Source organism: Devosia sp. ZW T5_3, assembly GCF_044987315.1.
Lineage (GTDB): Bacteria > Pseudomonadota > Alphaproteobacteria > Rhizobiales > Devosiaceae > Devosia.
The window spans coordinates 149,684-163,308 of sequence record NZ_JBJDRE010000013.1 but is presented as its reverse complement, the minus strand read 5'-3'; the positions used below and the strand labels follow the sequence as shown (position 1 = coordinate 163,308).

9 protein-coding genes are annotated in these 13,625 nt (G+C 62.8%); 4 read left to right on the top strand and 5 right to left on the bottom strand.

The features are described from left to right. Nucleotides 1–128: 128 nt before the first annotated feature. Complete coding sequence (locus tag ACI3KW_RS16905) at nt 129–1,652, bottom strand: sugar ABC transporter ATP-binding protein (protein WP_404849055.1); 1,524 nt, start codon at nt 1,650–1,652, stop codon at nt 129–131. Between the two features lie 198 nt (nt 1,653–1,850). Between ACI3KW_RS16905 and ACI3KW_RS16900 the strand changes: the two genes are divergently transcribed. After that, complete coding sequence (locus tag ACI3KW_RS16900) at nt 1,851–2,615, top strand: IclR family transcriptional regulator (protein ID WP_404849054.1); 765 nt, start codon at nt 1,851–1,853, stop codon at nt 2,613–2,615. Here ACI3KW_RS16900 and ACI3KW_RS16895 read toward each other — a convergent pair. Next, entirely contained in the window at nt 2,612–3,352 is a 741-nt protein-coding gene (locus ACI3KW_RS16895) for a sulfite exporter TauE/SafE family protein (RefSeq protein ID WP_404849053.1), read from the bottom strand. The two genes, ACI3KW_RS16900 and ACI3KW_RS16895, sit on opposite strands and share 4 nt — an antisense overlap. A gap of 227 nt (nt 3,353–3,579) precedes the next feature. Here ACI3KW_RS16895 and ACI3KW_RS16890 point away from each other — a divergent pair, with 227 nt between their 5' ends. The 3 genes from ACI3KW_RS16890 (at nt 3,580) to ACI3KW_RS16880 (ending at nt 6,765) form a co-directional block, all read left to right on the top strand. Then, nucleotides 3,580–4,617: a tripartite tricarboxylate transporter substrate binding protein gene (locus ACI3KW_RS16890; protein WP_262169191.1), complete on the top strand. Its 1,038-nt coding sequence runs from the start codon at nt 3,580–3,582 to the stop codon at nt 4,615–4,617. Between the two features lie 87 nt (nt 4,618–4,704). Beyond that, on the top strand, nt 4,705–5,232 hold the full coding sequence (locus ACI3KW_RS16885) for a tripartite tricarboxylate transporter TctB family protein (protein WP_404849052.1): 528 nt from the start codon (nt 4,705–4,707) through the stop codon (nt 5,230–5,232). A 9-nt stretch (nt 5,233–5,241) separates the two neighbouring features. Beyond that, entirely contained in the window at nt 5,242–6,765 is a 1,524-nt protein-coding gene (locus tag ACI3KW_RS16880; protein WP_404849051.1) for a tripartite tricarboxylate transporter permease, read from the top strand. Here the strand turns inward: ACI3KW_RS16880 and fdhD are convergent. The 3 genes from fdhD to ACI3KW_RS16865 form a co-directional block, all read right to left on the bottom strand. After that, the gene (fdhD, locus tag ACI3KW_RS16875; protein WP_404849050.1) at nt 6,762–7,595 is read right to left on the bottom strand and encodes a formate dehydrogenase accessory sulfurtransferase FdhD; all 834 of its coding nucleotides are present in this window, start codon (nt 7,593–7,595) and stop codon (nt 6,762–6,764) included. The genes ACI3KW_RS16880 and fdhD overlap by 4 nt on opposite strands. After that, nucleotides 7,595–9,874 (bottom strand): FdhF/YdeP family oxidoreductase, encoded by a 2,280-nt coding sequence (locus ACI3KW_RS16870; RefSeq protein WP_404849049.1) that lies wholly within the window; start codon nt 9,872–9,874, stop codon nt 7,595–7,597. Before ACI3KW_RS16870 ends, fdhD begins: the two co-directional genes overlap by 1 nt. Before the next feature lie 107 nt (nt 9,875–9,981). Beyond that, complete coding sequence (locus tag ACI3KW_RS16865) at nt 9,982–13,623, bottom strand: TonB-dependent receptor (protein WP_404849048.1); 3,642 nt, start codon at nt 13,621–13,623, stop codon at nt 9,982–9,984. Nucleotides 13,624–13,625: the final 2 nt, after the last annotated feature.

Genomic DNA, 13,625 nt, shown 5'->3' with positions numbered 1-13,625 from the left:
CCCTAGCCCTCCCCTCAAGGGGGAGGGGATGGGATCGGGGCTCTTCGGCTCCAAGAACAGTTGAATGCCGATTAGCCCAAGCCCATTCCCGTGCGGGGAGCGGGGATAGTTCGGCGAAAGTCTGGACATCACCCCGCATGACGCATCTCCGCCACGGCACTCTGGCGCTGGGTGGCTAGGTGCATGATCTCTTCCTGCGATGCGCCACCCGGCAGCATGCCGGTCAGCCGTCCCTCGCACATCACCGCGATGCGGTGACTCAGGCGCAGCACTTCGGGCAGTTCGGACGAGATCACGATGATGGCCTTGCCCTCGGCGGCCAGCGCGATCAGCAGTTTGTAGATTTCCGACTTGGCACCCACATCGATCCCGCGCGTCGGCTCGTCGAAGATCAGAATATCGCAATCGCGCAGCAGCCATTTGGCAATGACCACCTTTTGCTGATTGCCGCCCGAGAGCAGCCGCGCTTCCTGGGTGTCGGAAGGCGTCTTGATCGAAAGCTGTCCGATATAGCGCTCCGCCACCTTGCGCATGGCGCCATCATCGAGCAGGCCGCCGGGGCGGGTAAACCGGGCCAGGCTGGCCAGCGCAATATTGTTGCGCACATTCATGCCGGTCGCGAGGCCGAAATGCTTGCGGTCTTCCGACAGATAGCCAATGCCGGCATGCACCGCGTCGCCGGGCGTCGAAATCCCCACGCGCTGGCCATTGACCCAGATTTCCCCGCTATCGCGTGGATCGGCGCCGAAGATGGCGCGGGCCACCTCAGTGCGCCCTGCCCCCATCAGCCCGGCCAGGCCGAGGATTTCGCCCTGGCGCACCGAAAAGCTGACATCGCGGATTTCGCGCCCGCGATTGAGATTGCGCACTTCGAGCGCCACCGGTGCCGCTGAGGTATTGGGCACGACCAGCGCGTCATTGCTCAGGGTGCGGCCCACCATCATCGAGATGATGGTTTCCATCGAGGTGGTCGCGGCCGGCACGGTGCCGACATATTCACCATCGCGCATTACCGTCACGCGGTCGGAGATGCGTTTGATCTCGTCCATCTTGTGCGAGATATAGACAATGCCCACGCCCTCGGCCTTGAGCCGGTTGATGATGACGAACAGCTCGGCAATCTCGGCATCGTTAAGCGCCGCCGTGGGCTCGTCCATGATCAGGATGCGCGACCGATAGCTCAGCGCCTTGGCGATCTCGACCATCTGCTGCTTGGCCACCGTCAGGCTGCCCACCGGCACGGTCGGGGCGAGCTTGAGGTTCATGGAATCAAAGATCGCCTGCGCCGCACGATTGAGCGCCTTTTCATCCAGCAGCCACCCACCCAGCTGGCGTGGTTCGCGGCCGATGAAGATATTCTGCGCCGCTGTCAGGTCGCGCATCAGCGCCAGTTCCTGATGGATGATGCCGATCCCCATTTCCTGGGCCTGGCGCGGGCTGCCAATCTCGACCGGCTTGCCATCGAGCCGGATTTCCCCCGCGTCGCGCCGATAGACGCCCGAGAGGATTTTCATCAGCGTCGATTTGCCGGCGCCGTTCTCGCCCATCAGGGCATGGACCTCGCCTGCCTGCAGGTCGAAACTGACATTGTGCAGCGCCCGCACGCCGGGGAACGACTTGCCGATGCCGACCAGCTCAATCAGTGCATCCATGGTCCATCCCTTGCGTCCCAACGGCCACTGCCTTGCTGGCAATGATCGGGTCGGCACTCCTCTTCGCGATTGACTTCGCGTTATATACGAACAATCTATTCATAAATGAAGTGTGGACGCAAGGCGGTTTGTGCGACCGTCAACGTGCACAGTCCGCTAACCGATTGCCTGCCGATGTCACCGAGGAGTGAGCCCGTAATGGACCAGGAAGCCGATGACCAGGATCGCTATCGCGCCCCTGCGCTCGACAAGGGCCTCGACATTATCGAACTGCTGGCGGCCACCGCCGACGGGCTCAGCCAGGCCGAAATCGCCAAGGCGCTGACCCGTTCGCCAAACGAAATCTACCGCATGCTCGACCGCTTGGTGCGCCGCAATTACGTGCGCCGCACCCCCGAAGACCGCTACGAACTGACCCTGCGGCTGTTCGAGCTCGCCCATGCCCGCCCGCCGCTTAACCGCTTGATAAATCAGGCAACTCCGGTGCTGCGCAGCTTCGCGCTACTGGCCGAACAGGCCGTGCATCTGGTCATCCGCGATCGCAATATCCTGGTCGTCGTGACCCAGGTGGACAGCCCCGGCTACTGGAATGTCTCGGTCCGCGTCGGCAGCCGGCTCGGCCTGCTCCATACCGGCTCAGGCCATGTTTTCATGGCCTTTGCAACGCCCGAAGAACGTCTGCTGATGCTCGAAGAACAAGACCCCGGCAACCCCGCCAGCCTCACGCCCGAACTCAAAAACCGCCTCGACCAGGTTCGCCGGCAAGGTCACGAAATGATGCCGAGCGCCCAGGTTTCCGGGGTTTTCAACATCTCCGTGCCGATCTTCGGACCGCTCGGCACGGTCATCGCCGCCCTCACCTGCCCCTATACGCAGCGCCTCGACAAGCAAGGCACGCCCGACATGGAACAGGCCCTAAATCTGCTCAAGCAAGCCGGCCGGGAACTGTCGCAACGCCCCTAAATGCCGACCACCATTTTCAGCCCCACAAGGCCAAGAAAAGCCAGGATCAGCCGGTCAAAAGCCCGCCGGCTGAGCCTGCCGGCAATCGCCTGCCCCAGCGGCATGAAGATCAGGATCGGCACCAATGCCAGCACGCCCTGCAACAGCCACTCGCCGCGCATCAGCCCCGCGATCCACATCGAAGGCAGCTGGGTCAGCGAGTAGATCAGGAACATCGCCGACACAGCAAAGACATGGGCATTGCGATCCAGACTCATCGAATGGATGAACGTCACCCCGATCGGGGCGGAAATGCCCGTGGCACCTTGTAAAATGCCGCCCCCGGCCCCCGCCAGCGGTCCGAATCTTTTGGCCGCCCGCAGCGACAAGGCGAAGTGCGGATTGAACAGCCGCAGCACCACATAGGCGATCAAGATGATGCCCAGCGTGAGTACCAGCAATCGCTCCGGCAGCGTCGCCAATAGCCAGACTCCCAGCACGATGCCAGCCACGCCGGCGACCAGGAACAAGGGCAAAAATGCCATCCGCTCGGAGCGCGCTTCCTCGCGAAACCGCCAGACTTGCCAGGCATTGGTGACGATCAATGGAATGACCATCAACCCCACGGCATGCTGCAGCCCAAAGACTGTGGTCAGCACCGGCAAAGCGATCAGCGGCAGCCCCATGCCGGTGGCGCCCTTGACGACCGCACCGGCAGCCAGCGCCAGTCCCATCAGCAGATAGCTCGAAAGATCCATCGGCAAGCAGCTCCCCCATCCACGCTCCATCTATAGCGGCGCGCGGATTAACCGAACAGTTCTTTGTTGGATTTTCGCGCCAGCGGGAGCACGATGCCCGCCAGTCCTGCATACATTTACTCTGCACCAAATGGTTACTTGCCTGTTGACAGCTTTTGCATCGCGGCACAGTCTAGCGGCAAGGACCTCGGAGGATATGGTCCGAAAAACAATATTGGGAGGGAAGGATGTATCTTGCATCGTGGCGGATTCTCGCTGCCAGCACGGTCGTGCTGCTGGGCGGCACGGCGGGCTCAATGGGCCAGGAATGGAAGCCTGACCGGCCGATCAATCTGATCGTGCCCTGGGGCGCTGGCGGCTCGACCGATCAGGTGACCCGCGTCACCGCACCCATTCTCGCCGAAGCGCTCGGCGTCGATGTGGTGGTGGTCAACCAGCCCGGCGCCTCGGGCGCCATCGGCACGCAGGAAGTGCTCAACGCGGCCAAGGACGGCTATACCTGGACGGCCAATGCCATCGCCAACAACGCCACCTATTCGGTGACGGGCCTGCTCGAAGGCACCAATATCGACGACTGGCACATCTACCTGTCGGTCGCCAACGTGCCGGTGGTCAGCGTACCGGCCAACAGCGAATTCCAGGATTTCGGGCAATTGCTCGAGGCGCTGAAGACCCGCGGCAACGAGGTTACGGTGGCAACGGCCGGCATCACCTCGTCAGGGGGCACGGCCATTGCAGCGCTCGCCGACACCGGGGATTTCGACTACAACATGATCACCTATGATGGCGGCGGGCCGGCGGCCATCGCCACCGCCTCCGGCGAAGCCATGGTCACCACCCAGCTTGCTGTGGAACAGACCGAGCTGATCCGCGGCGGACGGCTGCGGGCGCTGGCGGTGTTGTCGGCCGAACCACTGGTGCTCGAAGGCGTCGATCCGATCCCGCCAATCACCCAATGGTTGCCCGATATGGAACTGGCGCCGGATTATTTCGGCATCTTCATTCCACGCGGCGTGCCTGAGGAAGTGGTCGCCACCGTCGATAAGATCTGGGCCGAACAGGTGCTGAATGCGCAATCGCTCAAGACCTATGCCGAGACTTTCGGCGCGGTTTTTGCTCCGTCCTATGGCGCGGATGCGCGCGAGAAAGCCATGCCGGTCGTGATCCTTGAAGCCTGCTCATCGGTCGAGCGCGGCGAGGCGGTCAACGATCCCTCGACCATCGGCATCGACTGCGAAACCCGCACGGAAGTCGGCACGCCATAAGAAACGGGCCTCGCTCCCCTACGAGACCTGCCAATTGCCGTGACCAAGCGGGCGGAGCTATCCGCCCGCCGCCTTCAAGGACCAAGCATGCTGGATGATTCAAACGCAAGAGAAGCGGGCGTTCGCGCTCGCGCCGACCTTTTGATGGCCGTGGTTTTGCTCGCCCTGGGGCTGGCGGTCATCTACCTGTCCTGGACGATGCCGCGGCTCGAAGCGCGTCGCATTCACCCCTCGACCATTCCTGGCCTGGTGCCGCTCTTTCTGGGCATTGCGCTCACCTGCTGCAGCGGGCTGCTGTTGTGGCGATCGTGGCGGATCGAGGCGCCGGGGGGCTGGCAGCATCTGTTCGGCCTGTTCAGAACCCGCGAGGCGCTGCGCATCGGCGCGGTGTTGGGCCTGGCACTCATTCACACGCTGGTGCTGGTCGGTCTCGTCCCGTTCTGGGCAGCGGCCATGCTGTTCATCTTTGCCTTCATCATGGTGTTTGAGACCTGGCTCAATGAAGGGCCTGCCGAACCGCTCAAGAGCTTTTGCTGGGCGCTCGCCATAGCGGTGGTCGGTGGCGGCGGTATCTACCTCGTCTTCGAACGCATTTTCCTCGTCCGTCTGCCTTAGGAGAGCCGAATGGAAGGATTGGTCCTCCTCGGGCAAGGGATTGCCCATTTCCTCACCCCCGGGTCGCTGTTCAACGTCGCCTGGGCGACATTGCTGGGCGTCACCATCGGCATATTGCCAGGGCTGACGGCCACGATGGGCGTCGCGCTGCTGGTGACGCTCACCTACAAGATGGCGCCAGATCAGGCGATCCTGACCCTGATGTGCGTCTATCTCGGCGCCATCTATGGCGGCAGCCGCACCGCGATCCTGCTCAATATTCCGGGCACGCCAGCCAATGCGGCGGCAACGCTCGATGGTTATCCACTGGCCCAGCAGGGCAAGGCCGGCTTGGCCATGGGCCTAGCCACCACGTCCTCCACTTTGGGCACCATGGTCGGCATTTTCTTCCTGGCCATCATCGCGCCGCTGCTGTCCGAAGCGGCGCTGAAATTCGGCTCCTACGAATTTTTCTGGCTGGCTTTGTTCGGCGTGGTGATTTCGGGACAAATGACCGGCAGCGACACCCCGCTCAAGGGCTATATTGCCGGTATTCTGGGCCTGCTCGTCGCCATGATCGGCATGGAGACGCTGCACGCCCATCAACGCTTCACCTTCGGCATTGCCGCACTTGGCGGCGGTATTGATATCATTCCGGCAATGGTGGGGGCGTTCGGGCTTGCCGAAATCCTGTCCGCGATGAAGCGCAAGGTCGTGGGCCACGTGGTGCCGGTCAACGATCGGGTGGTGCCCACGCTGCGGGAAATTTTTCAATATTGGCGCACCATTATCCGCTCGGGAATCATCGGCACGTTTATCGGCATCATTCCCGGCGTGGGCGAAGACGTCGGCTCCTGGTCGTCCTATGCGGCGGCCAAGCGCGCCTCCAAGCACCCGGAGGAATTCGGCAAGGGCAGCCAGGAGGGCCTGATCGCCGCCGAAACTGGGGATAATGCTGTGGTCTCCGCCGCCATGATCCCAACGCTGACGCTGGCCCTGCCGGGCTCGGCGGCGGCTGCAGTGCTCATTGCGGCGATGCTGATCCATGGCATCCGCCCCGGCCCCATGCTGATGGTCGAGAACGCGCCGTTCCTCTACCAGATTGTGGCCATGCTGCTGCTGGCGACCATCGCCAATTTGATCTTTGGCCTGTCGCTCACCAAGATATTCATCAAGGTGCTGGCCGTGCCACGCGAGCGGCTGATGGCGGTCATCTATATTCTATGTGTGGTCGGCTCCTTCGCCATCACGCAGCGCATGTTTGACGTTTACGTCATGCTGATCTTCGGCGTTGTCGGTTTCCTCCTGCGCGAGATGAAATATCCCATGGCGCCCCTGGTGCTGGGGATCGTGCTCGGGGATCTGCTCGACCTCAATCTGCGGCGCGGGCTGGCGCTCACCCAGGGCGATCCGAGCCCCTTCTTCACTCGACCGATCAGCGCCATCATCTGCCTGATCATTGTGGTGACCATTGCCATGTCGATCCCGCCAGTGAACCGGCGCGTCAAGGCGCTGTTCGGGCGCAAGGGCGTGGAACAGCCGTCCGGACTCTAGCCGGCAATATTCTCCAGCCCGCTGACGACCAGGGCAGCATCGGCGCGAGCGAGCGTGACCAGGGTCAATCCGGCCCTGGCGGCGCGCTCGACGGCCAGAGTGGTAGGTGCCGAAATGGTGACCAGCATGGGGCAATTGGCGCGCACGGTCTTTTCGACCAGCTCATAGCTGCAACGCGCGGTGAGCAGGAAGAAGCCCGTCGCGGGGTCTATCGACTTCTGGGCCAAGGCGCCGATGAGCTTGTCGAGGGCATTGTGGCGGCCGACATCTTCGCGCGTCAGCACGATTTCGCCCGTCGGCGTGCAGAAGGCTGCGGCATGCACAGCGCCGGTGCTTTGGCTGAGCGGCTGATGATCGGGAAGCGATGCAAGCGCTCGCGAAATGGCGCTGCGCTCGACGGAGATGCGCGCCGTCACTGGCGGCAATGGGCGCAGCACCTGTTCGATATTGTCGATGCCGCAGAGGCCGCAACTGCTCTCGGTAACGCGGACGCGCGCCCGCGCCATGGCCTTTTTGGTGCCCTCGAGCGGCAGCATCATGCGAATGATCCAGCCGCCTTCGACAGCATGGGGCTGGATATCAGCGATGTCGTCTAGGTTGCTCGCCAGCCCTTCACTCAGGGCAAAACCGATGGCGTAGTCGACCAGGTCCGATGGCGTCGCCATCATCACCGCATAGCCGATCCCGCCGATTTCGATGGCGATCGGCGCTTCGACCGGCACTGCACGGGCGATCCGTGCATCGGCTTCCCGGCCCAGGTTCAAACCCAGACGATCAAGCGCGGTTTCCTGTGCTTGCGGGCCAGACACGACTTGGTCGTAAACCCGCATCAGGCAACCGCGCCGGGCAGCACAACCCGGACCGGCACGGATTTGGCCGCCGGCGTGCCGCTGATGCGGTCGTAATAGTCGAGCGGCAGCAATGGATTGAGCTCGGGATAATAGCCGGCGACGGAACCGGGCGACATTGGGTAATCGATGATCGTCAGCCCCTGGACACGCCGTTCGATACCATCGGTGGCGATGGTTTCGAGCGTGATGCGCTGGCCTGCTTCGAGGCCCCGCGTCTTGCGGTCATCTTCGTTCATGAACAGCACCATGCGGTCGTTATAGACGCCCCGATAGCGGTCGCTGTGGCTGTAGATGGTGGTGTTGAATTGATCGTGCGAACGCACTGTCGCCAGGCGCAGCATGGCTGTGTCAGCCACTTCCGCATCGACATGCAGCCCGGCAAAGACCAGGAAATTGGCCTTGCCGCTGGGCGTTGGCCAGCCCCGGCGACGGGGCGGAATGTCGAGATGGAAACCCCTGGGGTTCTTGATGCGCTCGGAGAAATCTTCGTAGATCTGCGGGTAGACCTCGGCGATCTTGTCGCGGATGGCGTCGTAATCATGGATATAGCCGGCCCAATCCACCCGGCTCTGCGGCAGGGTCGCCATGGCCATGCGGCAGACGATCTCGACTTCTGGCAGCAGATCGGCGCCGGCCGGCTCCAGCACGCCGCGCGATGCGGTGACGTTGGACATGGCATCCTCAATGGTCACAAACTGCTCGCCGGCATCGGTCTGGATGCGTTCGGAGCGGGCCACCACGGGCAGGATGAGCGCATCTCGTCCATGCACCAGATGACCGCGATTGAGCTTGGTCGCGATGCCGACGGTCAGCTCCAGCTTGCGCATGGCGGCATAGGCCTGCTCGGTATCGGGCACGGCGCGGACGAAATTGCCGCCCAGGCCGATAAACACCTTGGCAGTGCCGTTCTTCATCGCCTCGACGGATTCCACCGTGTGGTGACCGTGCTCGCGTGGCGGCTCGAAGCCGAAGACGTCGCGGACCCGGTCGAGATAGGCCTGGGATGGTTTTTCGTCGATGCCGACGGTGCGATCGCCCTGCACATTGGAATGCCCGCGAATGGGGGCGATGCCGGCGCCGGGCTTGCCGAAATTGCCGCGCAGCAACAACAGATTGGCCACCTGCTGCACGAGCTTGGAGCCCTGCTGATGTTGGGTGACGCCCATGCCGTAGCAGATCATGGTGGCGTTGGAGCGGATATAGATCTCGGCGCAGCGCCGAATCTGGGCCTCGTCAATACCCGAGACCGCGACGATTTCGGCCCAGTCCTGGCTCATCACGTCAGCGCGCAAGGCATCGATGCCGGTCGTGTGCTCGGCAATGAAGTCGTGATCGATGACCGTCTCGCCCAGCGCCTCGCGCTCAAACAGCACTTTCATGATGCCCTTGAGCAAAGCCAGATCACCGCCGATCCTGATATGGACGAATTCGCTGGCAATCGGGGTCGACCCGAACGTGGCCATCTGCACCACGTCCTGGGGCTCGGTGAAGCGGATCAGCGCCCGCTCGGGCATGGGATTGACCGCAACGATCGGCACGCCGCGCTTTCGCGCTTCGACCAGATTGGTCATCATCCGGGGCGAATTGGTGCCGGTATTCTGGCCGATGATGAAGATCGCTTCGGCATGCTCGAAATCCTCGATCACCACCGTGCCCTTGCCCACGCCGATGGAGGACGGCAGGCCGCGGCTGGTGGGCTCGTGGCACATGTTCGAGCAATCGGGGAAATTGTTGGTGCCGAATTCGCGGACAAAGATCGAATAGAGAAACGCCGCCTCATTGGGCGTGCGACCAGAAGTGTAGAATTCAGCTTGGTGCGGGCTGTCGAGCGCCTGCAAATGCTTGCCGATCAGGGCAAAGGCGTCGTTCCAGGAACAGGGCACATAATGGTCACTCGCCGCGTCATAGCGCATGGGCTCGGTGAGGCGGCCGTGCATTTCGAGCGCGTAGTCGGACTGCTCCATAAGCTCGGAGACGGAGTGCTGCGCGAAGAATTCGCGGGTGACGCGGAACTTGGTCGCTTCATGCGCCAAGGCCTTGGCGCCGTTCTCACAGAATTCAAGGGTCTTTTTGCATTCCGGGTCGGGATAAGCGCAACTGGGGCATTTGAAGCCGCCGGGCTGGTTCATGGCGAGCAGCGCCCGCGAGCCCTTGGTGATGACGCTCTGCTCCATCAGCACCTTGGCCGTCGCTGCGGCCGCACCCCAACCGCCCGCAGGATGGCGGTAGGTCTTGTAGTGCGGTTGCTTGTCGCTCATGGCCATGATCCCTCGCCGATATCACCGGCAAGGGTAAGCACGGGCCCTTTCAGGCGCAATGCCGAAAGCGGCTCCAGCCCCGGATTGCTCCGGGGCTGGTGGGATGGTCAGAACTTGGCGATGACGTTTACGAAGGCGCCTTGGTCGTTGAAGGTTAGGTCGCGCATGTCGTCGGAGAAGCGGCCGAAATTGTAGCCCAGGCCGACTTTGAAATTGTCGCCGAGATGGCGGTAGACGGCGGCCAGGGCGCCCAGGTCGGTGGTCTGGGCTTCGGGCATGTGCATGACGCGGCCTTCGAGCAGGACGTCCCAGTTCTTGACCACATGCAGGTCGGCCCGCAGGATGCCCAGATGGGCTGAAGAAACCTGCCAGTCTTCGGCAAAGCCGGTGCCCGATCCGTCATCGGTGCGGTTCTTCACCTCGCCATAGCGGAAGCCGTATTTGGCGCCGACGGTCAACCAGGGCAGCAGGTCATAGTCGACATCGAGCGACAGGATATGGCTGCGCTGGGCCGGGGCGAACAGGTCCCCGGTGGCGCCGCTGACCAATTGGTTATTACCGGGCATGTCGTAGTGCCAGGTATAGCGGAACAGCGCATTGAGCCGGTCATTGTCAACCGGGCGATAGGCGTAGCCGATCGAGGCTTCCATGTAGTCGGTGTCCTGGAACACCGTATCGGGGGAGCGCGCATCGGAGATGACGGCATCGACATTGGCGAGCAGGCGCCAGTCTTCGCTGGTCTTCCAGGAGAGACCCCCGGCGAACAGATAGGTGTTCTGGTCGCGGGTATGGTCCGAAGAGTCCTCGATGCGCACTTCGCCGCGGGCATTGGCCTTGATGCCGGCTTCGTCATCGACATAGCTGACGGCCAGCGAGGGGGCGTAGCGGTCGAAATCGCTGCGCTGCAGATTGGTCAGCGGATCGGTGGTGTCGTCGCGCACCTGCCCGACCACCAGGCCCGCATCCACACTCCAGAAGGAATCGGGGGTGAACAGGATGCCATAGGTCTGCGCCAGCGAGCGCTTTTGTCCGAACATGTCATAGCTGGTTTCGGCATAGGCGGCGGCATAGTCGTCGAGCCGGCGCTTGAGGCCAACCACCAGCGTGCCGCCCTGATCGTCGAGCAGGGCAAAGCTCTTGTTGATATCAAAGCTGCGCAGCGGCTCGAGCCGGTAGCCGGCATAATAATGCTCGTCCGGATTGGGATCGAAGGTGATGCCGGCCAGGGCGCCCAGCCCGCCGGTGCCATAGGAGACTTCGCCCGAAATCGCGATGGTGTCGGTCAGGCCGAACTCAGCGCCAATGCCGGCCCGGTCATTGCGGCTGATATCACCCTCCAGCCCCAGCGTGGCCTGCCCGAAGGCATAGAGCTTGCGCTTCTCTTCCCACTCATATTCGATGCGGATACCGGCATCGAGCCGGGAGCCGTCATAGCCGGACTTGCCGGCGCTGATGGCGCGGGGCGACATCAATTCGGTATAGCTCAGGCCCAGCGAAGCGTTCCAGTAATCGTCGAGCTGCCAGGCGACGCTGGCATCGCCTTCGCGCTTGATCTGGCCTTCGCCATCCTCGAAATCGTCATAACCGAGTGCCAGGGCGACGTCCTGGTTAAGCGCCACATCGGCGGACAGGCCCCAGAGCCATTGATCGGTCGAGACCTGCTGGGAGAGGCTAGAAAAGCCGGCTTCCTTGGTCTCGTAATAGAAGCCGGCCTTGCCATCGAGCCCGGCATAGCCCAGATCGCCGAGGCCGAGCTGGCCTTCGACGCGCCAGGCCAGGGCCGATTTGTTGGCAATGCCGGCCGTGCCGTGTTCACCCCAGGTCAGCCCGCCATCGGCGGAGCGCGACAGGCCAAAGCCGGGCCCTTCGGAATGGGCGATTTCGGCGCGCAGGAAGGTATCCTGCGAGGCGCGCAATTCGACATCGGCGCCCAGGCCCACCTGATCGGCGGGTCCGGTGGTTTCGCTCATGCCGGTTACGCCGACGCGCAGATTGTCGGTGAACCAATGCTGGGCTCGTCCGCCATAGACATAGCCATCGACATCGTCGGCCGCCGGCACGAACTCATATTGGGCGATGAGATAGACATTGCCGCCGCCAAAGGCGCCGTCGCGCACGGGGCCCGTGGCGGCTGTCTGCCAGGAGAGCGGGGATTTGAGGATGGCGATGCCCTGCAGGTAGTCGAAGCTATAATCCTTGCCATATTGCAGGGTGCGGCGGCTGACCACCCGGCCGGTGACGCTATCGCGGATTTCTACGCTCAGGGTTTCCGAGCCCACGGTGATGTCCTGGCGGCGCAGGAAATAGGCGGAGCCGCCAGTGGCCAGAAACTCCTCGCGCTGCGGCAGGGTATCGGGCAAAGCCGCATAGGCGGTAACCTCGGTGCGCCGCTCGCCGAAGGATGTGGTGTCTTCGGAGCGGTAGAGCGCGTTGGCGCCATACAATGCCCGCTCCGAGCGCAGGAATTCGGTGCCGGTAATGCTGGTCTGGTAATTGCCCCACATCACATGGCTGTCGCCGCGTTCGAGCCGCACATAGAACTTGCCGCTGGTGGGCGCGTCCTCCACCAGGGTCGAATCGTCGCCATAGACCGGGTAATAATCATCGGGATCGAGGTGGCGCAGGAAGTCGCGCGGATTGCGCTTGCCGATATTGCCGAACAGCTCCTGCAATTCCTCCTCATCGGTATCGGCGGCGGCCGTCAGCAGATATTCGCCCTTGATCTTGCCCTTGACGTAAAAGGCCAGGCGTCCCTTGCTGTAGATGTCGTCATATTCGCCGGGCCGCACGCTTTCGATATGCTCGTCCCCGGTGCGCAGCCCGACGGTGACATCGGCCAGGGCGACATAGAACCAGTCATTGTCGGGAATATTGATGTCGCGGCTGAACTGCAGCCCGTCCTTGCCCTGATTGCCGGCAAGGGCGACGTCGACCTGGTGCTCGCCGGGCGGCAGAATGCGCTGCACGACGAAAGAGCGATCGGCATCCAGGGCGATGGTTTCGCCCAAGGCACGCACGGCATAGCCGTCCGGCACGCTGCGGCCATAGACAGTGACGGCGCCGCCATTGATCGGGATATTGCGCATGGCCGTGCGGTCATTGGAGAGATCAATCGTCCCCTGCCCGGCCGTATTGCCCACAGGCTTGACCGGGGCCGGCATTGTCTCGTCGAACCGCCCTTCGGCGTCATAGACGCGCAGCACGTAGCTCAGCGGCACTTCGCCCTGCGGCGGGGTCCAGCTGGCTGTGCCATTGATGTCCACCGGCAGGCTGATCACTGCCTGCTGGCCCAGCCAATTGGTTTCGCCAAGAATGCGAATCTCGGAACGGGCGATGAAGCCGGGATAATTGGACGCCGTCTCGAACGTAACCTGCCCGCCGCTGGGCCGGGCCAGCACGTTGAGAAGCGGCTTGGCTTCAAGGCCATCGAACTTGACCTGGATATCCACCGCGCTCAGCCCCAGATCGGTCTGGCGCTGCACATCGACCGGCCGGGTCTTGCCGCTCTCGTCCACGGTCTGGCCGTCAACGCTGATCATGAAGGGGATGCTGGCTCTGTCGGCCGGCGTTTCGGCTTCGGTATTCGCCCCGACCGGCAGGCTGCCGGTTGCGCTATTATTGGCAACCTTGCCATCCGCCTGGCTGAACGCGGGAGCGATCAACCAGGCATTTGCCACCAGGGCGGTGCTGGCCAGCAGCAAGACATGGCGCAGGCGAAAAGACATTCCAGTATTGATGATGGTGCTCATCG

Excerpts from the sequence above, each read along its gene's own strand:
- ACI3KW_RS16905 (WP_404849055.1), bottom strand. The coding sequence starts at position 1,652 with ATGGATGCACTGATTGAGCTGGTCGGCATCGGCAAGTCGTTCCCCGGC.
- fdhD (WP_404849050.1), bottom strand. The coding sequence starts at position 7,595 with ATGCGGGTTTACGACCAAGTCGTGTCTGGCCCGCAAGCACAGGAAACC.
- ACI3KW_RS16900 (WP_404849054.1), top strand. The coding sequence starts at position 1,851 with ATGGACCAGGAAGCCGATGACCAGGATCGCTATCGCGCCCCTGCGCTC.
- ACI3KW_RS16880 (WP_404849051.1), top strand. The coding sequence starts at position 5,242 with ATGGAAGGATTGGTCCTCCTCGGGCAAGGGATTGCCCATTTCCTCACC.
- ACI3KW_RS16885 (WP_404849052.1), top strand. The coding sequence starts at position 4,705 with ATGCTGGATGATTCAAACGCAAGAGAAGCGGGCGTTCGCGCTCGCGCC.
- ACI3KW_RS16895 (WP_404849053.1), bottom strand. The coding sequence starts at position 3,352 with ATGGATCTTTCGAGCTATCTGCTGATGGGACTGGCGCTGGCTGCCGGT.
- ACI3KW_RS16865 (WP_404849048.1), bottom strand. The coding sequence starts at position 13,623 with ATGAGCACCATCATCAATACTGGAATGTCTTTTCGCCTGCGCCATGTC.
- ACI3KW_RS16870 (WP_404849049.1), bottom strand. The coding sequence starts at position 9,874 with ATGAGCGACAAGCAACCGCACTACAAGACCTACCGCCATCCTGCGGGC.
- ACI3KW_RS16890 (WP_262169191.1), top strand. The coding sequence starts at position 3,580 with ATGTATCTTGCATCGTGGCGGATTCTCGCTGCCAGCACGGTCGTGCTG.